The 21,325-nt window shown below is 33.1% G+C and carries 28 protein-coding genes; 27 read left to right on the forward strand and 1 reads right to left on the reverse strand.

Annotated elements, in window-relative coordinates; all coding sequences use genetic code 11:
- Positions 1-517: Clp protease N-terminal domain-containing protein (locus KKQ76_RS00005; RefSeq protein WP_317194540.1), on the reverse strand; the 517-nt coding region annotated here is incomplete at its 3' end.
- Between the two features lie 262 nt (positions 518-779).
- On the opposite strand from KKQ76_RS00005, the gene KKQ76_RS00010 reads away from it, so the two are divergent.
- From KKQ76_RS00010 to KKQ76_RS00140, 27 genes are all read left to right on the forward strand, one after another.
- Positions 780-1,367 carry a TetR/AcrR family transcriptional regulator gene (locus KKQ76_RS00010; protein WP_213195258.1) on the forward strand — a complete coding sequence of 196 codons (588 nt, stop codon included), beginning with the start codon at positions 780-782 and terminating at the stop codon, positions 1,365-1,367.
- 72 nt (positions 1,368-1,439) lie between these two features.
- The gene (locus KKQ76_RS00015; protein ID WP_213195259.1) at positions 1,440-2,525 is read left to right on the forward strand and encodes a 2Fe-2S iron-sulfur cluster-binding protein; all 1,086 of its coding nucleotides are present in this window, start codon (positions 1,440-1,442) and stop codon (positions 2,523-2,525) included.
- A gap of 22 nt (positions 2,526-2,547) precedes the next feature.
- On the forward strand, positions 2,548-2,805 hold the full coding sequence (locus KKQ76_RS00020; RefSeq protein ID WP_213195260.1) for a hypothetical protein: 258 nt from the start codon (positions 2,548-2,550) through the stop codon (positions 2,803-2,805).
- 119 nt (positions 2,806-2,924) lie between these two features.
- A complete protein-coding gene (gene paaA / locus KKQ76_RS00025) occupies positions 2,925-3,854 on the forward strand; it encodes a 1,2-phenylacetyl-CoA epoxidase subunit PaaA (RefSeq protein WP_246501293.1) in 930 nt (309 codons plus the stop codon).
- 2 nt (positions 3,855-3,856) lie between these two features.
- Positions 3,857-4,561, forward strand: a complete 705-nt coding sequence (locus KKQ76_RS00030) for a hypothetical protein (protein ID WP_213195262.1) — start codon at positions 3,857-3,859, stop codon at positions 4,559-4,561.
- Between the two features lie 30 nt (positions 4,562-4,591).
- The gene (gene paaB / locus KKQ76_RS00035) at positions 4,592-4,873 is read left to right on the forward strand and encodes a 1,2-phenylacetyl-CoA epoxidase subunit PaaB (protein ID WP_104794144.1); all 282 of its coding nucleotides are present in this window, start codon (positions 4,592-4,594) and stop codon (positions 4,871-4,873) included.
- 82 nt (positions 4,874-4,955) lie between these two features.
- Positions 4,956-5,696 carry a 1,2-phenylacetyl-CoA epoxidase subunit PaaC gene (paaC, locus tag KKQ76_RS00040; protein ID WP_246501295.1) on the forward strand — a complete coding sequence of 247 codons (741 nt, stop codon included), beginning with the start codon at positions 4,956-4,958 and terminating at the stop codon, positions 5,694-5,696.
- Positions 5,697-5,820: 124 nt separating this feature from the next.
- Positions 5,821-6,285, forward strand: coding sequence for a 1,2-phenylacetyl-CoA epoxidase subunit PaaD (paaD, locus tag KKQ76_RS00045; protein ID WP_213195263.1), 465 nt, complete (start codon positions 5,821-5,823; stop codon positions 6,283-6,285).
- A gap of 115 nt (positions 6,286-6,400) precedes the next feature.
- Positions 6,401-7,198, forward strand: a complete 798-nt coding sequence (locus KKQ76_RS00050) for an enoyl-CoA hydratase/isomerase family protein (protein ID WP_213195264.1) — start codon at positions 6,401-6,403, stop codon at positions 7,196-7,198.
- Positions 7,199-7,262: 64 nt separating this feature from the next.
- Positions 7,263-8,414, forward strand: coding sequence for a 3-hydroxyacyl-CoA dehydrogenase NAD-binding domain-containing protein (locus KKQ76_RS00055; RefSeq protein ID WP_213195265.1), 1,152 nt, complete (start codon positions 7,263-7,265; stop codon positions 8,412-8,414).
- Positions 8,415-8,417: 3 nt separating this feature from the next.
- Positions 8,418-8,684 carry a hypothetical protein gene (locus tag KKQ76_RS00060; RefSeq protein ID WP_213195266.1) on the forward strand — a complete coding sequence of 89 codons (267 nt, stop codon included), beginning with the start codon at positions 8,418-8,420 and terminating at the stop codon, positions 8,682-8,684.
- Positions 8,684-8,926, forward strand: coding sequence for a hypothetical protein (locus KKQ76_RS00065; protein WP_213195267.1), 243 nt, complete (start codon positions 8,684-8,686; stop codon positions 8,924-8,926). The genes KKQ76_RS00060 and KKQ76_RS00065 overlap by 1 nt, the downstream gene beginning before the upstream one ends.
- On the forward strand, positions 8,923-9,129 hold the full coding sequence (locus KKQ76_RS00070) for a hypothetical protein (protein WP_213195268.1): 207 nt from the start codon (positions 8,923-8,925) through the stop codon (positions 9,127-9,129). The genes KKQ76_RS00065 and KKQ76_RS00070 overlap by 4 nt, the downstream gene beginning before the upstream one ends.
- A gap of 57 nt (positions 9,130-9,186) precedes the next feature.
- Complete coding sequence (locus KKQ76_RS00075; RefSeq protein WP_213195269.1) at positions 9,187-9,600, forward strand: PaaI family thioesterase; 414 nt, start codon at positions 9,187-9,189, stop codon at positions 9,598-9,600.
- Positions 9,601-9,614: 14 nt separating this feature from the next.
- On the forward strand, positions 9,615-10,823 hold the full coding sequence (pcaF, locus tag KKQ76_RS00080) for a 3-oxoadipyl-CoA thiolase (protein ID WP_213195270.1): 1,209 nt from the start codon (positions 9,615-9,617) through the stop codon (positions 10,821-10,823).
- Positions 10,824-11,067: 244 nt separating this feature from the next.
- The gene (locus tag KKQ76_RS00085; protein ID WP_213195271.1) at positions 11,068-11,658 is read left to right on the forward strand and encodes an acyltransferase; all 591 of its coding nucleotides are present in this window, start codon (positions 11,068-11,070) and stop codon (positions 11,656-11,658) included.
- Positions 11,659-11,870: 212 nt separating this feature from the next.
- The gene (gene paaZ, locus KKQ76_RS00090) at positions 11,871-14,363 is read left to right on the forward strand and encodes a phenylacetic acid degradation bifunctional protein PaaZ (RefSeq protein WP_213195272.1); all 2,493 of its coding nucleotides are present in this window, start codon (positions 11,871-11,873) and stop codon (positions 14,361-14,363) included.
- A 73-nt stretch (positions 14,364-14,436) separates the two neighbouring features.
- Positions 14,437-15,435 carry a glycoside hydrolase family 5 protein gene (locus tag KKQ76_RS00095; protein WP_213195273.1) on the forward strand — a complete coding sequence of 333 codons (999 nt, stop codon included), beginning with the start codon at positions 14,437-14,439 and terminating at the stop codon, positions 15,433-15,435.
- 21 nt (positions 15,436-15,456) lie between these two features.
- Positions 15,457-15,678, forward strand: a complete 222-nt coding sequence (locus KKQ76_RS00100) for a hypothetical protein (protein WP_213195274.1) — start codon at positions 15,457-15,459, stop codon at positions 15,676-15,678.
- Between the two features lie 134 nt (positions 15,679-15,812).
- Positions 15,813-16,580 carry an enoyl-CoA hydratase/isomerase family protein gene (locus KKQ76_RS00105; protein ID WP_213195275.1) on the forward strand — a complete coding sequence of 256 codons (768 nt, stop codon included), beginning with the start codon at positions 15,813-15,815 and terminating at the stop codon, positions 16,578-16,580.
- Between the two features lie 163 nt (positions 16,581-16,743).
- Complete coding sequence (locus KKQ76_RS00110; protein WP_213195276.1) at positions 16,744-17,361, forward strand: hypothetical protein; 618 nt, start codon at positions 16,744-16,746, stop codon at positions 17,359-17,361.
- A gap of 210 nt (positions 17,362-17,571) precedes the next feature.
- Positions 17,572-17,979 carry a hypothetical protein gene (locus tag KKQ76_RS00115; RefSeq protein WP_213195277.1) on the forward strand — a complete coding sequence of 136 codons (408 nt, stop codon included), beginning with the start codon at positions 17,572-17,574 and terminating at the stop codon, positions 17,977-17,979.
- A 22-nt stretch (positions 17,980-18,001) separates the two neighbouring features.
- On the forward strand, positions 18,002-18,286 hold the full coding sequence (locus KKQ76_RS00120; RefSeq protein ID WP_213195278.1) for a winged helix-turn-helix domain-containing protein: 285 nt from the start codon (positions 18,002-18,004) through the stop codon (positions 18,284-18,286).
- 165 nt (positions 18,287-18,451) lie between these two features.
- Entirely contained in the window at positions 18,452-18,742 is a 291-nt protein-coding gene (locus tag KKQ76_RS00125; protein WP_213195279.1) for a hypothetical protein, read from the forward strand.
- Between the two features lie 17 nt (positions 18,743-18,759).
- Positions 18,760-20,136, forward strand: a complete 1,377-nt coding sequence (locus KKQ76_RS00130; RefSeq protein WP_213195280.1) for a DUF4153 domain-containing protein — start codon at positions 18,760-18,762, stop codon at positions 20,134-20,136.
- Between the two features lie 103 nt (positions 20,137-20,239).
- Positions 20,240-20,728, forward strand: coding sequence for a hypothetical protein (locus KKQ76_RS00135; protein ID WP_213195281.1), 489 nt, complete (start codon positions 20,240-20,242; stop codon positions 20,726-20,728).
- 14 nt (positions 20,729-20,742) lie between these two features.
- On the forward strand, positions 20,743-21,264 hold the full coding sequence (locus KKQ76_RS00140; RefSeq protein WP_213195282.1) for a hypothetical protein: 522 nt from the start codon (positions 20,743-20,745) through the stop codon (positions 21,262-21,264).
- Positions 21,265-21,325 lie beyond the last annotated feature (61 nt).

Genomic DNA, 21,325 nt, shown 5'->3' on the forward strand with positions numbered 1-21,325 from the left:
CTTCTGCTGCGAGTTCGTTGAAGTTTTTAGCATATTTATTTAAACTTTGATAAGTTTCTTCTGAACTTGCCGAAGTTGCTTTGCTTCCTTTTCTCAGTTCTTTGATGGCTGCTTCTAATGAATTTTTAGTCACTCCAAAATCTTTTAAAATTTTAGAAACTTCAGAATTTACCTCTAAAAGTGAAAGCCAAAGATGTTCTATAGTTACATATTCATCGCCCATTTTTTTGGCAATATTCGGTGCGTCTAAAAGAATTTTATTTGCTGATTGAGAAAGATAAATGTTTCCACCTTCTACTTTTGGAAGTTTTTCTAAGGTTTCACGGTTTTTTTCTCTAATAAGGTTGAGGTCTGCTTCTGATTTTTTCATTAAGAATGCAGAAATATTTTCATCTACCTGAAGAATACCTTCTAATAGATGTTGAGGCTCAATGCTTTGATGGCCAAAATCCAGCGCAATTTGTTGTGCTTTTTGAATGGCTTCTTGTGATTTTGTGGTATATTGGTTTAAGTTCATATTAATGGTTTTGATTGGTATGCTTCAAAATGTATTCTAAAGTAATTTTTAGGTCAAAATTTCCTGATTTTTGTAATTGCTTAGATTTTTTAAAGACAAAATTTCTGAATTTTATATATTATTGAGTTTGGATGTTGACATTGTTTCTGGTTTATGGTTAGGTGTTTGATAAATAAATTTCATAATTTTTATTTGTTTTATTATATAATGTTAATTTTTTTAGAAAATTTATATTGTATATTTGTGGAAAACACACACATCGATGAAAAATCTCACTTCGAGACAACAAGAAATACTTACTGTAGCTCTTGATTTGTTTTATAAAAAAGGATTTGCAGATACCTCTATGAGAGATATTGCGGAAGTGATGAATGTAAAAGCAGCATCACTTTATGCACACATTAAGTCTAAAGAAGAAATTATGGAGTGGATTAGTGATGATGTTTCTAACAGATTTATGAAGAGATATAATGACCTTAAAAATCCCAACCTATCTCCTTTAGAAAAAGTAAAAATTTTGGTTGTTAATCATCTTACAGCAATGTATAATAATGTAAAGATGTTTGATGTTTTTTTTACCAATATTTATAGATTAAAAGTTGATTTTAAAGAGCAGCATATATATTTAGATAGAATTAATTTCTATAAAGATCTTGCAGAAGAAGTCATCAGAGAATATTTACTTTCTTTGGGCTTAAAAGATGATGAAAATTTAATGTTGACGACCAAGTTCTCCCTCAATGTCCTGAATAACGTTTACCGATACATTCCCGAAGAAAATTTTGATTTAGAAAAGCATATTCGTTTTCTTCAAAATGTTTTACTCTATGGCGTGATTGGGAAAAAATAAATTTATCTTTTATTTTTCGCATAAAATATTATATTTGTTGACATCGGGTTACTTCCGAAGAAATGAATTGATATGAACCATTTTTATACATTAAAAGTAGCTAAAATTCAGAAGGTTACAGATGAAGCAGTGAAAATCACCTTCGAAATACCTTCTTCTATACAAGATAAATTTAAATTTAAACAGGGGCAATATCTTAACCTCAAGTTTAATTTCGGTGAAGAAGAGTTTCGCCGTTCGTATTCTATCATAGATGCTCCTTCAGAAAATTCTCAAACGCTTTCCATTTTAGTTAAACAGATGGAAAACGGTACTATTTCTACCTATCTTAACCAAAATCTTAAAGAAAATGATGAGGTAGAAGTGCAACAACCTATGGGAAATTTCTGTACCAATTATCACGCATCTAATCATAAAAATTATGTAGGAATAGCAGCAGGAAGCGGGATTTCGCCGGTTTTGTCTAATCTCAAAGAAGCATTGTTTCAAGAGCCAAATGCTAAAGTTTTATTGTTTTTTGGCAATAAAAATTCTCAAAATATTTTACTCAAAGAAGAATTAGATGCCTTGAAAGAGAGATTCCCAGAGCGATTTCAAGTGACGCATATTTTGAGTAGAGAGCCCCAAGAAGATGCTCTTTTTGAAGGAAGAATCACTACTGAAAAGTTAGGTCAACTTTTAGATAAAAATTCCGAAATAAAACCAGAAGATTCTACGTTTTTCATTTGTGGACCCACCGAAATGATTAAGTCGACTTCGGATTTTTTGAAAAAAGAAAGAAAAGTTCCGGCATTGCAGGTTTTATATGAATATTTCTCTGCTCCAGATGATGAAGATAATGCAGAAATGAGCGAGGAATTCAAGAAAATACCCAACTTAGAAAGTTTTGTAACGTTAATTATAGATGATGATGAGTATTCTATTCATCTCAATTCTAAAAAAGAAAGTATTTTAGATAAAGCATTGAAAGAAAACTTACCAGTTCCGTTTGCTTGTAAAGGCGGTGTTTGTTGCACCTGCAAAGCTCAAGTGATGGAAGGTGAGGTTTTTATGGAAAAAAACTTTGCACTTACAGAAGACGAAGTCGCAAGAGGTTTTGTATTAACTTGTCAGTGTCATCCTACTACCAATATTGTGATGCTGAACTATGATGTATAATTCATTCTAAAAAATTAAAAAAATGGTCAATTGGAAATTCGCAAAAGCCGTCGATGAAAACGAAGAGTTTAAAATAAATGGCACAAATATTTGGAACCATTATTGGCATTGTGTCAACAAAAAAGTAGAAGTAAAAGGACCTTATGAAGGGCAAGTTTACTTTTTCAAAGAGTATGAAATTACCAACGGAGACCAAAAAATAAACTTCGTGGCAGGAGAATTTGTAAATTCTAAAGTGGGAATTTATATAAAAGACGATTTAAGCGACGGAAAATTATGATTTGGCTTATCGCTGTCTGCTTTCTGCAATCAGCTGAAAAGAGCTCATAATAAAAAAATATTGTATTAAAAAATTTAAAAAATGCTGAAAGCAGATTGCCGAAAGCTGAAAGCAAAAATATGGATACAGAAAAATTTTTACAATACGTTCAAGCCGAAAATAAGGTAGAACCCAAAGATATGATGCCAGAAGATTACAGAAAACTTCTGGTAAGACAGATTTCGCAACATGCTCATTCTGAAGTAGTGGGAATGTTACCAGAAGCCAATTGGATTACCAGAGCGCCAAGTTTGAGAAGAAAAATGGCACTTTTGGCAAAAATTCAAGACGAAGCAGGTCACGGTTTGTATTTATATGCCGCTACAGAAACGCTGAACAACGGAGAAATAGCCGCAGACAGAGATTCTACCTATAATGATATGCTTTCTGGAAAAGCCAAATATTCTAGTATTTTTAATTATCCAGCATTAAGTTGGGCAGATATTGGAGCGATTGGCTGGTTAGTAGATGGTGCTGCTATTATGAATCAAGTAATGTTGATGGGAAATTCTTACGGCCCTTATTCCAGAGCGATGCTCAGAATTTGTAAAGAAGAATCTTTTCACCAAAGACAAGGCTACGAAATCCTGATGACGCTTTGCCGTGGAACCAAAGAACAGAAACAATTGGCTCAAGATGCATTAGATAGATTTTGGTGGCCAGCTTTGATGATGTTTGGTCCGAATGATGACGCTTCTCCTAATTCTCAAAAATCAATGAATTACCGAGTGAAAAGAGAAAGTAACGATTCACTCCGACAAAGATTTGTAGATGTTACCGTTCCTCAAGCAGAATTTTTAGGGCTGAAAGTTCCAGATAAAAATTTAAAATGGAATGAAGAAACGGGACATTATGATTTTGGCAATTTACCTTGGGATGAATTTAATGAAATCCTAAAAGGAAACGGACCGTGCAATAAAAAACGCCTCGAAACCAAAAGAAAAGCACAAGCAGAAAACGCTTGGGTAAAAGAAGCTGCAATTGCGTATGCTGCAAAAGTAAATTCTTAAGAATGGAAGTAAGTAATCATAATTATATTACAGGTCTAAAAATTTTAATTCAAAGTATTCCATATTTAGGAACACCATTAAATGAATTTTTATTTGAACATAGAGGAAGAATCAAACAAGAAAGATTAAATAAATTTATTCAAAATCTTATAGATTATTTTGAAACAGCTTCAGAATTTAAGATTGAAAATAATTATATAACAAGTGAGGAATTCGGTGATATATTTGAAAGTGTGTTAGAAAAAGTTACTAAAACTGATAATGTAGAAAAATTAGTGAGATTTAGAAATATTTTAAAAAATCAAATTGTTGAGCCTCAAAAAGTAGAATACATTGAAACTTTTATTGATTTGATTCCAAAAATAAGTGAAAAACAATTTGAAATTCTTTATAGTCATTTGTTATATGATGAAAAATTTTTTAAAATTCTTTCAAAAATATCAGGTATTGGGAATTTTGATGAAACGGAAGAAGAAAGCGAGAATAAATTAAATGATGAAAATGAATTTAATTATCTAAGCTCAAAATTTTTATTACCAGAATCATTTAATTTAGAAAAAACTGAATATGATTACTTGATTCAAGATTTGATTTCAAAGTCATTACTATTGGACAATGGAATAGGAAGGATTGAAATTGAACCTCTTGAATTTGTAAAAATTACAAGTTTTGGTAAAGCTTTTATTAAATATGTATCCGAAAATTAATTTAAAATCTAAAATTTATAATTTAAAATAATGAATAACCTTGATATGTGGGAAGTTTTTATCCAAACCAAACCTGGACTTTCTCATAAACACGCAGGTACGGTTCAAGCGCCAACTGCAGAACTGGCACTTCAAAACGCTCGAGACGTTTATACAAGACGCGGAGAAGGAACTTCTATTTGGGTAGTTCCCAGCAAATATGTGGTAACAAGCGAAGGAATAGACAAGGAAGCATTCTTTGATCCTGCAGATGATAAACTCTATCGTCATCCTACTTTTTACCAAATTCCTAATGATGTGAAAAACATGTAAGAAAGCTTTCAGCAATCAGCAATCGGCAATCAGCAATTTTTGGCTGCCGAAAGCAGATAGCCGAAAGCAGATAGCCAAAATTATGAAAAACTACCTCCTAAAACTCGCAGATGATTCCCTGATTATGGGGCAGAGATTGGCAGAATGGTGCGGAAAAGGTCCGTACTTGGAAGAAGATATTGCAATAATTAACATCGCTCTTGATCAATTGGGTCAAGCCAATAATTTCTACAATTTAGCGGCAAATTTATTTAATGATGGCAGAACTGCAGATGATTTTGCCATGTTAAGAGTAGAGAAAGAATACCTCAATGCACAATTGGTAGAATTACCAAACGGAGATTATGCTAATACTATTATGAAGGCTTATTTCTTTGCGGTTTACCAAAATTTATTGTACGAAAATTTAAGCAATTCTGCAGATGAAGAACTGAGAGCCATTGCTCAAAAATCTCTGAAAGAAGTAAAATATCACTATACTCATACCGAAACTTGGATGCGTATTTTTGCTCAAGGAACTGATGAAAGCCGAAAAAGAATAGAAGCGGCTCTCGAAAATCTTTGGGAATACACAGGCGGACTTTTTGATGAAGTAGAAGAAGAGGAAAATTTGGTGGCACTGAATTTAATTCTTTCTTCCAAACAACTTCATGAAGAATGGAAAGCTAAAATCGCAGAAGATTTTGCTAAGTTTGGTTTAGAAGTTCCAACTGCTGAATTTATGCAAAAAGGCAGCAGAAAAGGAATTCACACCGAATATTTTGGATATATTTTGTGTGAATTACAGTATATGCAAAGAACGTATCCAAATTGTGTTTGGTAGAAAGTTTGAAGTCAGAAGCTGGAAGTTTTCTAACATGCTGTCATTCTGAATGAAACGAAGTGAAATGGAAAATCTATTTTCGATAAAATAAAATAAATCTTTGCGCTCTTTGCGTTAAAAAACAATGCAGAATCTTTTAGAAATACTCGCTCAGATTCCAGACCCCGAAATTCCAGTGATTAACATCGTGGAACTCGGGATTGTTCGTGATGCAAAAATGATTTCTGAAACAGAAGCAGAAATCATCATTACGCCTACTTATTCTGCGTGTCCTGCTATGTTTAATATCGAAGAAGATATTATCAAACTATTTAAAGAAAAAGGAATTTCTGCAAAAGTAGTTACCAAAATGTTTCCGATTTGGACTACAGATTGGATGACTGATGAAGCCAGAGAAAAACTGAAAGCTTACGGAATTGTTCCACCAGAAAAAGGTGCAGACGAAAATCATCTTCAAATTCCCAAAAAATGTCCGAGATGTGGCAGCGAAAACACTACGCAAATCAGCAGATTTGGTTCCACACTTTGCAAAGCCAGTTATCAGTGCCAAGATTGTTTAGAACCTTTTGATTATTTTAAATATCATTAACGTAAAATTGTAGAACTGTAAAGTTGCAAAATCGCAGAACCAAAAAAAATCACATAAAAACATTAGATTTGTAAAAACGACTTTACGATTTTACAAATTAACAATTCTAAAGAAAATGTACACTCAGATAGAAATAGAAACTCATTTCGAGGGTAAGTTGAAAATCGCTTATCTCAATCAGCCCGAAACCTATAATTCACTCAATAAAGTTTTACTCCAAGAGTTGAAAAATTTTATTGTAGCATGTAATGAAGATGAAAATGTGCGTTGTGTAGCACTTTCTGGCAGAGGAAAAGCTTTTTGTTCGGGGCAAAATTTGAAAGAAGCACTTTCACTCGGAAATGTAGAAGAAGAAAGAGTGATTCAGAAAATGGTGGTAGATTATTACAATCCTTTGGTGGAAGAAATAGCACATTGCAGAAAGCCAGTCGTTTCTTTGGTGAATGGTCCTGCAGTTGGAGCTGGAGCAATGTTGGCGCTGATTTGTGATATTTGTTTGACTACAGAAAATTCCTATTTCTCTCAAGCTTTTGTAAATATTGGTTTAATTCCAGATACAGGCGGAACGTATTGGTTGCCTAAATTATTAGGACGTCAACAAGCGAATTATCTTGCTTTTACAGGAAAAAAACTCACGGCAAATGATGCTTTGAAACTGGGTTTAATTGCAGATGTTTTCGGTGATGCAGAATTTTCTACAAAATCTATGGAAGTTCTGGAAACGCTTTCTAACTTGCCTACAAAAGCGATTGCGTTAACCAAAAAAGCATTCAATCATTCTTATGAAAACGATTTAAAAGAGCAATTGGAGTTAGAAGGAATTTATCAACAAGACGCAGCAGAAACCCAAGATTTCAAAGAAGGAGTTACTGCATTTTTAGAAAAAAGAAAACCCAATTATACAGGAAAATAATAATGATGTGATGATGTGTTGATTTGCAGATTATCACATCGTCACATCATCACATCATCATATTATGAAGAAAGTAGGAATCATCGGCTCAGGGACTATGGGAATTGGCATTGCGCAAGTAGCAGCTACTGCACATTGCGAGGTTTTTTTATACGATGCCAACTTCTCACAAACCGAAAAATCTCTAAAAAATTTAAAAACCACATTAAATAAATTAGCGGAAAAAGGAAAAATTTCTACTGAAAAATCTTTAGAAATCTTCAACCAAATTACGCCTTGCCAAGAAATCAAGGAATTGAAAGATTGTGATTTGGTAATTGAGGCTATCATAGAAAATAAAGAAATCAAAGTAGAAGTTTTCAAAAATTTAGAACATTTGGTTTCTAAAGATTGCATTTTGGCTAGTAATACCTCGTCTATTTCCATTACTTCGCTTCAGGCAGAACTTAAAAATCCTGAACGTTTTATCGGGATTCATTTTTTCAATCCAGCGCCATTAATGCATTTGGTGGAGGTGATTCCAGGGTTATTGACTGAAAATAATTTGGCTCAAGAAATCGTAGATTTAATGAAATCTTGGGGCAAATCTCCTATCATTGCTAAAGATGTTCCTGGTTTTATTGTTAACCGAATTGCAAGACCTTTTTACGGTGAAGCTTTGAGAATTGTAGAAGAAAATTTGGCAACACCAGAGCAAGTAGATGATGCGATGAAATCTTTGGGGAATTTTAAAATGGGACCATTTGAATTGATGGATTTAATAGGAATTGATGTGAATTTTTCGGTAACGAAAACCGTTTATCATGATTATTTTTTCGATCCCAAATATAAACCTTCCTTGCTTCAGCAAAGAATGAGTGAAGCTAAATTACTTGGTAGAAAAACAGGTAAAGGTTTCTATGATTATTCTGAACAGAACCAAGAATCAAGAACCAAGAATCAAGAAATTGTAAAAGATGAAAGTCTGTATGAAATGATTTTCATGAGAATTATTTCTATGCTCATCAATGAAGCTGTAGAAGCAAAAAGATTAGGAATTGCCAATGATGAAGACATAGAAACAGCGATGCAAAAAGGCGTAAATTATCCGAAAGGATTATTGAATTGGGGAAAGGAAATTGGATATCCAAAAATTTCTGAAGTTTTACAAAATCTCTACGAAGAATACCAAGAAGAACGCTACAGACAAAGTCCGTTGCTTAGAAAATTAAATTAAAAAATGGAACATGTTTTTTCCTCAAATCATATTAATCTCTTTAAGCAAAATGACTTCTTAGAGTTGATAATTGATGATTACGAACTTTTTGATTATATAGATGATTTATTGCATGAATTTGATTTGAGTGAGGAAGACCAAGAATATTCTTTTGAAGAAGATAATCATATTATTTTTAAAGAAATTCAAAATCAAGAAAAAATCATTTCATTTTTAAAAGATTTGAATTCTGATGAAATCGAAAGAATTTACAAACTGAATAATAAATAATGATGAAAAAAGCATTGATAAAAAGCATAATCCAATCCGTAACCTTTGTTTTAATTTATTTTGTTCTGGGATTTTTTTTCAATAAAATTGATGTCTCAATAATAGAATATTTTAAAAACGAATTAAATAAAAACTTGTTTATTTTAGGGCTTATGTTTGTGCTTTTTTTCATAGGAAATTACATCAATAGAAATAAAGAAATCACTTGGGAAACTATATTTAAAAAACAAAAAAGAGAATGAATCCAAAACTAATTATTGCAATCATAAACGCTATTGTATCTTTCGTCATTATTGTTCCGATGAGTTTTTTCATGAATAAATTCATCAACAATTCTGAGGATACTTTTTTACAGTTTTTCCAAGATAAATGGTTGATTTTAACAGTATTTGTTTTAATTTTCACCATATACAATAGCTTTTTAAAAGGCAGAAAACTTAAATAAATCAACTACACAATTTTACAAATTAACGACTTTACAATTTTACAACTTTACAAAAAAATGACACCACTAGAAATCGCACAATATATGCTCAATCAAGATTTTTTCTCACAATGGATGGAGATAAAACTGGTTGAGGTTCGCGAACATCACTGTTTGATTGAAATGCCCATCAAAAAAGAGATGATTAATGGCTTAAAAACGGTTCATGGCGGAGTAACTTTTGCTTTTGCGGATTCTGCATTGGCGTTTTCTTCTAACAATATGGGAGATGCAGCAGTTGCGCTCAATTGTATGATTAATTTTACCAAAGCGGTACGTTTTGGAGACACCCTTTTTGCCGAGAGTATTCTCATGGCAGATACCAGAAAAACAGCAGTTTATGATATTACGATTACCAATCAGCATAAAGAGGTGGTCGCAAGTTTCAGAGGAACTGTTTATAAAATTGATAAAAAAGTAGTTGATTTATAATTTCGAAATCAGATATGAAACAAGTATACATCATAGATTACATCAGAACACCGATTGCTAAATTTCAAGGAGGTTTATTGGAAGTAAGAGCAGATGATTTGGCAGCCATTGTTTTGAAGGAAATTGTAAAAAGAAATCCACAAATTCCCGCCGAAGAAATAGAAGACGTGATTTTAGGTTGTGCCAATCAAGCTGGCGAAGATAACCGAAATGTCGCAAGAATGGCTTCACTTTTGGCAGAACTTCCTATAAAAATTGGCGGAGAAACTGTGAATAGATTATGCGCTTCTGGAATGGCAGCAATTGCCAATGCGTACAGAGCGATTGCAATTGGCGAAGGCGAAATTTATTTAGCAGGAGGAGTTGAACAGATGACTAGGGCGCCTTATGTTTTGAGTAAATCTGCTCAACCTTTTGGCAGAGATGTTCAGTTGTTTGATAGCAGTTTTGGATGGAGGTTTGTTAATCCTAAAATGAAAGAACTCTACGGAGTTGACGGAATGGGAGAAACCGCTGAAAATCTAGCCGAAATCTATAAAATTTCCAGAGAAGCGCAAGATGAATTCGCTTTACATTCTCAACAAAAAGCTACTTCTGCTCAAAATTCAGGAAGATTAGCCCAAGAAATTGTAAACGTAGAAATTCCACAAAAAAAAGGAGAACCGAAAATCTTTTCACAAGACGAATTTGTAAAACCAGATACTACTTTAGACAAATTAGCGAAGCTAAGACCTGCTTTCAAAAAAGAAGGTGGAAGTGTTACTGCGGGAAATTCTTCGGGCTTAAATGACGGAGCTGCTGCCATGATTTTGGCAAGTGAAGACGCCGTAAAAAAATATAATTTGAAGCCATTGGCAAAAATTATTTCAAGCGCAGTGGTTGGTGTAGAACCTAGAATTATGGGAATAGGTCCAGTAGAAGCGACCAAAAAAGCGCTTTCTAGAGCCAATCTTTCGTTGGAAGATATGGATATTATTGAACTCAATGAAGCTTTTGCAGCACAAGCATTATCAGTTTTACAGGAATTAGGAATTGATGCTAAAGATGAACGATTAAATCCAAATGGTGGCGCGATTGCTTTAGGTCATCCTCTCGGAATGTCAGGAACCAGAATTGTAGGAACTGCCGCTTTAGAATTACAGAAAAAAAATAAAAAATATGCACTTTGTACGCTCTGCATCGGAGTTGGACAAGGATACGCAATGATCATTGAAAAAATTTAAAAGCTTTTTTCTTTTATTTGACATTGAATTGGAGGCGTTAAAAAATTTTGAAATTGATTCGTTAATAAACCATTTATGGTTCGCCGAGACCAAAAAAAAAATAAAAATAATGAGGCAAATTCCTGCTGTTTGAGCGAAGCGAGTTTCAGGGATTTTAGAATTAATGAAAAATTTTAGCCGAGAATTCACAGTCTTGAACTTTTGGTTCTTTTGTTTCAAGACAAAAGAACATAAATAAAAATATATGGCAAATATTTATTCATACCACGGTATAAAACCCATCATTAGAAAATCAGCATACATCCATCCTCAAGCGGTAATTATAGGAAATGTAGAAATAGGGGAAGAAGTATACATCGGTCCCAATGCAGTTTTGAGGGGAGATTGGGGAAAAATCATTATCAAAGACGGCGCAAACGTTCAAGAAAACTGTACGCTTCACGTTTTTCCAGGAATTCCTACTGTTTTAGAAGAATCGGCGCATATTGGTCATGGTGCGATTATTCATTCGGCGCACATTGGCAAAAATTGTTTGGTTGGGATGAACGCTGTAGTGATGGACAATGCCAAAATTGGAGACGAATGCATTATTGGTGCGTTGAGTTTTGTTCCCACTGGTTTTATTTCGGAAAATAGAAAATTGATAGTTGGCAGTCCTGCGAAAATTATTCGCGAAGTTTCAGACGAAATGATTGCTTGGAAAACCAAAGGAACCGCTATTTATCAAGAATTAGCTCGTGAAGGAAAAACCGCCATTCAACCGTGCGAACCGTACACAGAATTTGTAGAACAAACGCCCACCAAAATTGTAGATTACTCTGTTTGGACGAAGTAATGGCGCCAAATTTCCAGCTTTCCACTACAATCTTTTATTTTTCCACTTCTGTCAGTCTGAGCGGAGTCGAAGACAAAGAAAAATAAAAGGATTTCCGTTGCAATCTGGGGCGCAATTTCGTTGCAATTTCACCATTTTTCCAAAATTTAAAATTTGAGTATTTTTAGAAACAATAAAACATCCATCACCAAACATCAAACACCCCACATAAAATGAAACTTAAAAACTACATATCAGGACAATGGATTGAAGGAAACGGACACGAAATTCCGCTTTACAATGCTGTAAACGGAGAATTGGTTGCCATTTCAGATACTTCGGGACTAGATTTTGAAGAAGCATTGCATTACGGAAGAACCATAGGTTACAAAAACTTGTCTTCTATGACTTTTTACGACCGCGGAGAGATGCTCAAAAAAATCGCATTGTATCTTTTAGAAAGAAAGAAAAAATACTACGAACTTTCTTACAAAACAGGAGCCACTCATATTGATTCTTGGGTAGATATAGAAGGAGGTTTCGGTACTTTTTTCACCTATTCAGGTTTGGCGAAAAGAATGCTTCCCAATACACCATTTTGGGTAGATGGAGAAACTCAGAAAATTTCTGCAAACGGAACGCATCTCGGAACCCATATTCTCACACCAAGTGAAGGGGTTTCTGTACAAATCAATGCGTATAATTTTCCAGTTTGGGGAATGTTAGAAAAATTGTCTACATCACTTTTGGCAGGAGTTCCGGCAATTGTGAAACCTTCACCGTATAGTTCTTATCTTACGAATGAAGTTTTCAAAGATATGATAGAAAGTGGTTATCTTCCAGAAGGTGCGGTTCAGTTGGTTTGTGGCGAACCAGGCAATATTTTAGATTTTGTAAAAGATGGAGATTCTGTAGTTTTCACAGGTTCCGCAAATACAGGTAGAAAACTGAAAGCGCTTCCATCAATTTCGGGAAATGCAGTTCGTTTTAATATGGAAGCAGATTCATTAAACTGTTCTATTCTTGGGTTAGATGCCAAACCGGGAACTCCAGAATTTGATTTGTTCATCAAAGAAGTTAAAAATGAAATGACCACCAAAGCTGGACAAAAATGTACAGCAATTCGTAGAATTATTGTTCCTGAAAATTTAGTTGGTGATGTTCAAAATGCGTTATCAAAAGCTCTTGACCAAACAAAAATTGGAAATCCATTAAGCAGAGAAACCAAAATGGGCTCTATTGTTGGAAAAGAACAAATGCAGATTTTAGAAGAAAAAGTAAATCTCTTAAAAGCTGAAACAGAACTCATCTACGATGGAAAGCATGATTTGGTAGAAGCAAATTATGAAAACGGAGCTTTCTTTACTCCAAAAGTTTTCTATAATGATAAACCTTTTGAAAAAAAAATATCTCACGAACTCGAAGCTTTTGGTCCAGTTTCTACCATTATGCCATACAAAGATGCTGAAGAAGCTGCTGCTTTAGCAAAACGAGGAAAAGGAAGTTTGGTAGGTTCTATTGTTTCTCACGATGAAAAATTTGTTGCAGAAACTTCTTGGAAAATGGCGAGTTCTCATGGAAGAATTTTTGTTTTGAATAGAGATAATGCCAAAGAAAGCACAGGTCACGGTTCTCCGTTGCCAACTTTAATGCATGGTGGTCCTGGTAGAGCTGGTGGTGGCGAAGAAATGGGTGGTTTAAACGGACTCCATTTCTTTTTACAAAAAACTGCGATTCAAGGTTCACCAGATGTTTTGACGGCGATTACTAAAGTTTACACTCAAGGTGCAGAAAAGAAATTCAGTGATAAGCATCCTTTCCAGAAATATTTTGAAGAAGTGGAAGTTGGAGATTCTCTAGAAACCGCAGGTAGAACTGTTACGGAAGCAGATATTGTGAATTTTTCTAATGTTTCTTGGGATCATTTTTATGCACATACAGATGCAACAAGTTTAAACGGAACTATTTTTGACAAGACCGTTGCTCATGGATATTTTATCCTTTCTGCAGCGGCAGGTTTATTCGTTTCAGGAAAAAAAGGGCCAGTTATTGCGAATTATGGCCTGGAAAATGCAAGTTTCTTTAAGCCAGTTTATGCTGGTGATACCATTACCGTTTATTTGACGGCGAAAGAAAAAATCAACAGAGGAGTAAAAGGCAGAAATATTCCAAGTGGAGTGGTAAAATGGTTGGTTGAGGTAGTCAATCAAAGAGAAGAAGTGGTTTGTGTCGCTACCATTTTGACTTTGGTGGCAAAAAAATCTCCTTTCATTGAACTAAATAGAAGAAATATTCAAAAATTATTGAATGGTTTAACTGAAAATACGAAGCCGAATTGGGGTAAAATGACTGCTCAGCAAATGCTGGAACATCTAGAAACAACTATACTGTATAGCATGGGTGAACTAGAAGCTGAGAAATGCTTCACACCAGAAGAGCATTTAGAAAAGTATCAAGATTCTCTATACAATCACCGAAAAATGCCAAAAGATTTTCCTGCGCCGTTCCTTCCAGAAGATGGAACTTTACCAGTGTTGAAGTATAAAAATCTGGAGCAAGCCAAAGAGAAATTTTTAGAAAATCTTCAGAAATATCAGATTTATTATAGAGAAAATCCAGAAGCGGAGCATATGCATTTTGTCTTTGGAAAACTCAATAAAGAAATGATGGAGTTGATGCACAGAAAACATTTTACACATCATTTTGAACAATTTGGATTGGTGTAAAACTGATAAAATTTAGCTGAAAATATAAATAGCGAAAGCCACAGTAATGTAAATTTGCTTAAAATTTTAAAAAATGAAAAGAATAACAAAAATTTTCTTGGTGTTTTTAACTTTGGTTAGCTTATCGATGTTTTCTCAAGCTAAAAAAACTAAGTTTGTATACATAGATGGTCCGAATCTGTATACGCCAAGCCATGAAAAATTCTTGATCAAAGGAACTAATCTTGGAAATTGGCTTAATCCAGAAGGCTATATGTTTTTCTTCGAAGGAAATGCATCTAGTTATAGATTGATCAATCAGGCTTTTTGCGAAATGGTGGGAGAAGATTTTACAGCAAAATTTTGGAAGGAGTTTAAGAAAAATTACATCACCAAAGAAGATATTTTCTATATAAAATCTACCGGAATGAATACTTTAAGAATTCCGTTCCATTATAAATTATTTACCGATGAAGATTTTATGGGAGAAACCAAAAATCAAAATGGTTTTGAAATTTTAGATGAGGTCATCGGTTGGTGTAAAGAAGCTGGGATTTACGTAATTCTGGATATGCACGATGCTCCTGGTGGACAAACTGGGGACAATATAGATGACAGTTACGCGTATCCTTGGTTAATGGAAAATGCTGAAAATCAGAAACAATTTATAGAAATTTGGACTAGAATTGCTAAAAAATATGCAAATAACACCACTGTTTTAGGTTACGATTTGCTTAACGAACCGATTGCGCATTATTTCAAAGATGATTTGCCAAGACTCAATAAAAATTTAGAAAAACTGTACAAAGAATGTACTTTGGCAATTAGAAAAGTAGATAAAAATCACATTATTATGTTAGGTGGAGCGCAATGGAACGGTAATTTTTCCTTTTTTACGGATTGGAAATATGATGACAAAATGATGTTTACTTGCCACCGTTATTGGAGCGGAACAGACAAACAAAGTATTCAGGATTTTATAGATTTCAGAGACAAGGTAAACCTACCAATGTATATGGGTGAAACAGGTGAAAACACCGATGAATGGGTAGAAAAATTTAGAATTACTTTAGAAGAAAACAACATTGGTTGAACGTATTGGCCATACAAAAAAATGGTTCAAAAAAGCGGAATGATGTATATTCCAAAACCTGAAAATTGGGATTTAATTGTAGAATACACCAAAAAAGATAGAAGTGATTTAGGAAAAGTGCGAGATGCAAGACCTAATCAAGAATTGGTAAAAAAAGCGATGCTTGATTTACTTGAAAATATGAAATTTAAAAACTGTGTAAAAATTGAAGGCTATACCAAAGCTTTGGGAATGAAACCTTAATTTTTTACAGAAAATTTGAAATTTTGTAAAATTGCAGCCCGGCTTGAGCGGAAATCCTTTTTTTGCATTGGGAAAAGATTGGGCAAAAAAAGATTGGGAGCGGAAGACGGAAATGTCTGCCAAAATAAATAAATATGGAAAAAGGATTTGTAACATCAGAAATAAAAAACAATGTTTCCGAAATCACTTTCGGGACGCCAAAAAGCAACTCATTACCCGGCGAAATTTTAGAAAAATTAGCGCAAACCATTTTAGACGAAGCGGCTAAAGAAGAAGCGAAAGCCATTTTACTAAAATCTGAAGGCGAAAAAGCGTTTTGTGCAGGAGCAAGTTTTGATGAATTGTTAGCAATCAACGATTTAGAAACATCAAAAACTTTCTTTGGAGGTTTTGCTAAAGTGCTTAATGCCATGAGAACTTGCCGAAAAATTGTAGTGGTAAGAGTTCAAGGAAAAACAACTGGAGGTGGAGTAGGAATTGCTTGTGCTGCAGATTATTGTTTTGCGACAGAGAATGCAAGTTTAGCACTTACCGAAATTAATTTAGGAATTGGACCATTTGTGATTGGACCTTACGTAGAAAGAAAAATTGGTAAATCACAATTTACTTCTATGGCAATAGATGCCGATTTCCGAAGCGCAAATTGGGCAGAACAGCATAATATTTACCATTCGGTTTCTCCAACGATTGCAGAAATGGATGCTGAAGTTGCACAATTTTTAGAAAAATTGGCGAGTAGAAGTTCAGATGCTTTAGCTTTAATCAAAAAAGTTTCTTGGGAAGGAACAGAGCACTTTACAGAGCTTTCTCCAGAAAGAATTCATATGAGCGCAAGTCTTATTCTAGAAGATACAGCCAAGAAAAATATTGAAAAAATTAAAGAAAATCTTAGAGCTAAATAATATTTGATTCATTTGTCATTCTGAACGAAATGAAATGTAGTGAAGAATCCTTTTTAGATTCTTCATTTCGCTTCGCTACAATCAGAATGACAAAAAGAATAATAAAAATTAATTTTGCAGTTTCAAAATAAATATTAACTTTGTATTTCAAAGTGCTTTATTTATGGAAAATAGAAACTACCAAGAAGACTTGCAGCACATCAGAAAAATGATGGAAAAAAGCTCTCGATTTATTTCTTTGAGCGGAATTTCAGGCGTTTTTGCAGGATTATTTGCTTTAGCTGGTGCTATTTATGTTTATTTCTTTTTCAAAAAAAATGAAGTAGATTATTTTGAGGGGACTGTAAAATATTATGAAAAAGATATCATTACTCATTTGGTCATCGTGGCGATGATTATCATGGTTTTAGCGATTTCTTCGGGAGCATATTTTACCATTAAAAAAAGCAAAGCCCATCATCTCCAAATTTGGGATGCTACCACCAAAAAATTGTTGAATAACTTTGCCATTCCATTGGGAATTGGAGGTTTATTTTGCGCAGGATTATTGTATCACGGTTTACATGGTTTACTTTCTCCAGCCACTTTAATTTTCTATGGATTAGCGCTATTTAATGCAGGAAATTACACTTTTTCTGACATAAAATATTTAGGATTGTGCGAAATGGCATTAGGAATTGTATCACTGTTCTTTTTAGGATATGGTTTATTTTTCTGGACGATAGGTTTTGGGATTTTGCATATTGTATATGGAATTGTGATGCATAAGAAGTATAAGTAAAAATAATTAAAAGTGAAGAAGTTTTCCGAAATATTGATCTTTATTCTCATGATTTTATCGGGATTATATTATTTATATTTCACTTATGTTAATGCAAATGAATTCTTTATTTTTGATGGGTTTGTGTATTTTGTATTAATTCTAGTTTTTTTTATTTTTTTTGGATTTACTTTAAAGAATAATCTAATTCGATACCATAAAGATAAAAGCATGAAGAACTTTATTCCCACTTTCATTGGCGGTTTTATAATTTTTGGAGTCTTAGTCGTAAATTTTTATTTGTGGTATAGAGACAGTTCGGAAGTTATATTGCAAGCTAATTATGATGGAGATATTAATGGTTATTCATTTGAATTTAGAAAAGATGGTTCTTATTTATTTGAGAATGGCTCAGTATTAGGACGTTCTCAATTTCGAGGTAAATATAAAATTAAAGATAGTCTGATTTTTTTAGACAAAAATGAAATTGATAATGTTGTGAAAACTAATCAATTGGCAATTAGATATATAAGTGAGAATATTAATGGTAAAAATAAAGTAATTGTTCAAATTGATAAAAAGCATAATCGAATAGAAGACAAATATTTTGATTTTGTAATTAATATTGATAAAAGGTAGTTTATAAATTGAATTAAAAATTATGATTTCTCAACTCAACAAAGAATTTGAAAGCCGTGTCAGATTGGGTATTATGTCCGTTCTGATGGTTAACGATTGGGTTGATTTTAATGAAATGAAGCAACTTTTAGAAGTAACAGACGGAAATTTAGCAAGCCACAGTTCTGCATTAGAAAAATATAATTACATAGAAATCAAGAAGGAATTTGTAGGCAAAAAACCAAAAACATCTTACCGAGTTACACAAACTGGAAGAAAAGCTTTCGAAGAACATTTATCTGCGCTGGAAAGATTACTTGGAAAGTAGAAAACTATACATTCAGTTTGTCATGCTGAAAGCATCTAAATTATTTAGATTCCTACGGAATGACAAATAGACTGCAAAAATTTAAAAAGGAGATAACTTCCTTTAATTTTTTAGAAATTAACTTTGTATTTCAAAGTACTTTAAATAAAATTTAAATTAAGAATTATGAAAACAAACAAACAAAGAAGCTTCGCAATTTATGGAATCGCGGCTTTATTATTAGTCATTCCGTTTATTGGGATGCAGTTTACTAAAGAAATTAATTGGTCTGGTTTTGACTTTTTAATCGCTGGAATTCTCCTTTTTGGAACCGCATTTTGCGTAGATATGGTTCTAAAAATGGAGAAAAAGAATGCGAAAAGAATGTTTTACATCGTAATAATTCTGTTAGCATTATTTCTGATTTGGGCAGAATTAGCGGTAGGAATTTTCGGAAGTCCAGTTGCGGGAAGTTAATTTTATAAAAAAATCTTATGAAAACACATCATTTAATCTTTTTAGTTACAGCAATGTTTGTTGTACTGTTTTATGACCAAGAATCTGGATTAAATATCGGAATTTTAGGAATTTTGGTAGCGGTTCTTACTTATTTTAATACCGAAAAAAGATTCAAAACCCGAACTTTTTATTCAGTTTTGGCGACCAGCATTTTAAGCAGTATGGCTTTTGCTTGGTATGGTGATTTTGCCTCTTTTTTGGCAATTTTCACTTCGCTTTTTTTATTGGGTTTCACTTCCAAAAACAAAGAACTTAAATCTATTCTCGTCATTCCTGTTTTTGCGATTAATTTTGTGACTTTTATTTACCGTGTTTTTCAGTTGGAACAATGGTTGCCACAAAGAAAAACCGAAAGTTTTTGGCAAAAAATTTTAGCGGTGGTTTTAATCCCAGCTTTTCTTTTGTTGATTTTCTTTGCGATTTATACACACGGAAGTTCACATTTTGCTTCGCTTTTTTCTGATTATGAATTAGATATTAATCTTTGGCAAGTGATTGCGTTAAGTATTTTAGGGTTTTTCTTGGCTTTTAATTATTTCAATTTTTCGATTTATGAATTTTTTATCAAGAACAATCATTATTTGAAAAACGATTTTTTGAATGAAGACAAGAAATTGAAACCTACTTACGATTTTCTAGACCTTCCTTTTGAAAGATTAAGCGGTGTAGTTTCCTTTTTAGCATTGAATATTTTATTGTTATTCTTCATCATCACGTTTAATTATGAGCAGTTTGTAGAATTGCCAAAAGCTACTGCTAATCAACTTGCCGAAGAAACGCACGAAAGAGTAGGAGCGGTAATTGCGAGTATTGTGATGGCAATCGGTGTGATTATGTTCTATTTTAAAGGCAGTTTCAATTTTGATAATCAAGCGAAATCTTTGAAAATTTTAGCTAAAATTTGGGTATTTCTGAATGCCGTTTTAGTGATTTCGGCTTTTGCGAAAAATTCTGAATACGTATTGAATTTAGGCTTAACCTACAAAAGATTAGGTGTTTATGCATTTTTAATTTTAGCCATTATTGGATTGATTTTTACTTTCATTAAAATTCATCAGCAAAAAACCAATGCTTATCTTTTTAACCAAATGGTTTGGTATTTCTACGGAACGATTTTAGTGTGTAGTTTTATCAATTGGGGAGGAATCATTACCTCTCATAATCTTACTAGAAATGATTTTGCGGCTAATTATCACTACAATTCTGTAGATTTTAACGATAATCAACTGTTAGAATATTATCAAAAAACCAATAATACAGAGATGCAAAAAATACTTAAACATAGAGCTGATTCTTTCCAAAAAAGAACTTTTTTATCAAAAATTCTTTACTACGAAACTTTAGATTTTTAGAATTCTAACGAATTGTTATAACATTTACATTAAGCTGAATATTCTACAATTTATTGAGTAACTTTGGTATAATATTAGCTCGCTAATGATAAACCTGATTTTTATGAAAATTTTAATTAATGTTTTGTGGAGTTCTATTTTGGGAGTGAGTTGTTGTACAAACAACGGAATTTCTCAAAATGCAAATACAACTACCACTAAAACAGGAATCATGGAAAATAATTCTTCTCAACCATCACAAGGAAGACGAGGTGCAATGAGAACGGTAGAAGGTAATAAAATCATCAGAACTGTAGATGCTTCTCAACTTCCATTTACCATTGGTGAAGAGTTTACAGATGAGAACCAACAGTTTATTCTGGTGATTAAAAATTTTAATAAGCCCACTCTTTCTGCTAAAATCAATACCGTAGAGAAAGGTAGAAATCTCAGAATCAATCGAATTATTTTACCAGATGGTTCTGCGGATGGTCCTTTTTCGAGAGAAATGAAATATGCTAAAAAACAAAGCGGAACCTATAAGATTGTTTTTGGCAAAAATTTGATGGCAGAAGGAAAACTGACGGGAAATATCTCCGTGACAGTAGAATAAAAAAAAATGTAAATATGAAAAATTTAATTTTATCAGCTTTTGTAATTGCAGCTACCACAGTGAGTTGTGGTACAGTGCAAAGCATCGTGCAGAATACCGTTCCTTATACTACTAATGTTTTGGTTTCTTCGGGAGTGCCAGGAAATCAAGAAATTTCTGTAACGTCTTCTGCTACAAGTTTCGCTCAATATGTAGGAGCAGGAACCAGCATGGTTCAAGATATTAGAATTTCTAGTGCTAAAGCAACTGCTACCAACTTGAGTACGAATGGCGAATTGGGAATTTTTAAATCCATTAAAGTTTATCTTTCTGGAAATAATACTAGTGAAATTTTAGTGGCTCAAAGAACAGATATTGGCTCTAATATTGGGAATACGCTCAATTTAGATCCAGATACTTCTAAAATTTTAGACCAAATTGTAAAAAGCGGTTCTGTAAAAGCTAGAGTAGCTTATGTATTGAAAAATACGGCTACTAATGATACTAATCTCACTATTAGTATGAGATTTTCAAGTATTCCTGCGCCAAATCAATAGAAAATAATCCAAGAATTTGGATCAAAAGAATTATTTAAAAATATAAAAGCATCCTAAAAAA

Origin of the sequence: Cloacibacterium caeni (assembly GCF_907163105.1) — a bacterium.
Classification (GTDB): Bacteria; Bacteroidota; Bacteroidia; order Flavobacteriales; family Weeksellaceae; genus Cloacibacterium; species Cloacibacterium caeni_A.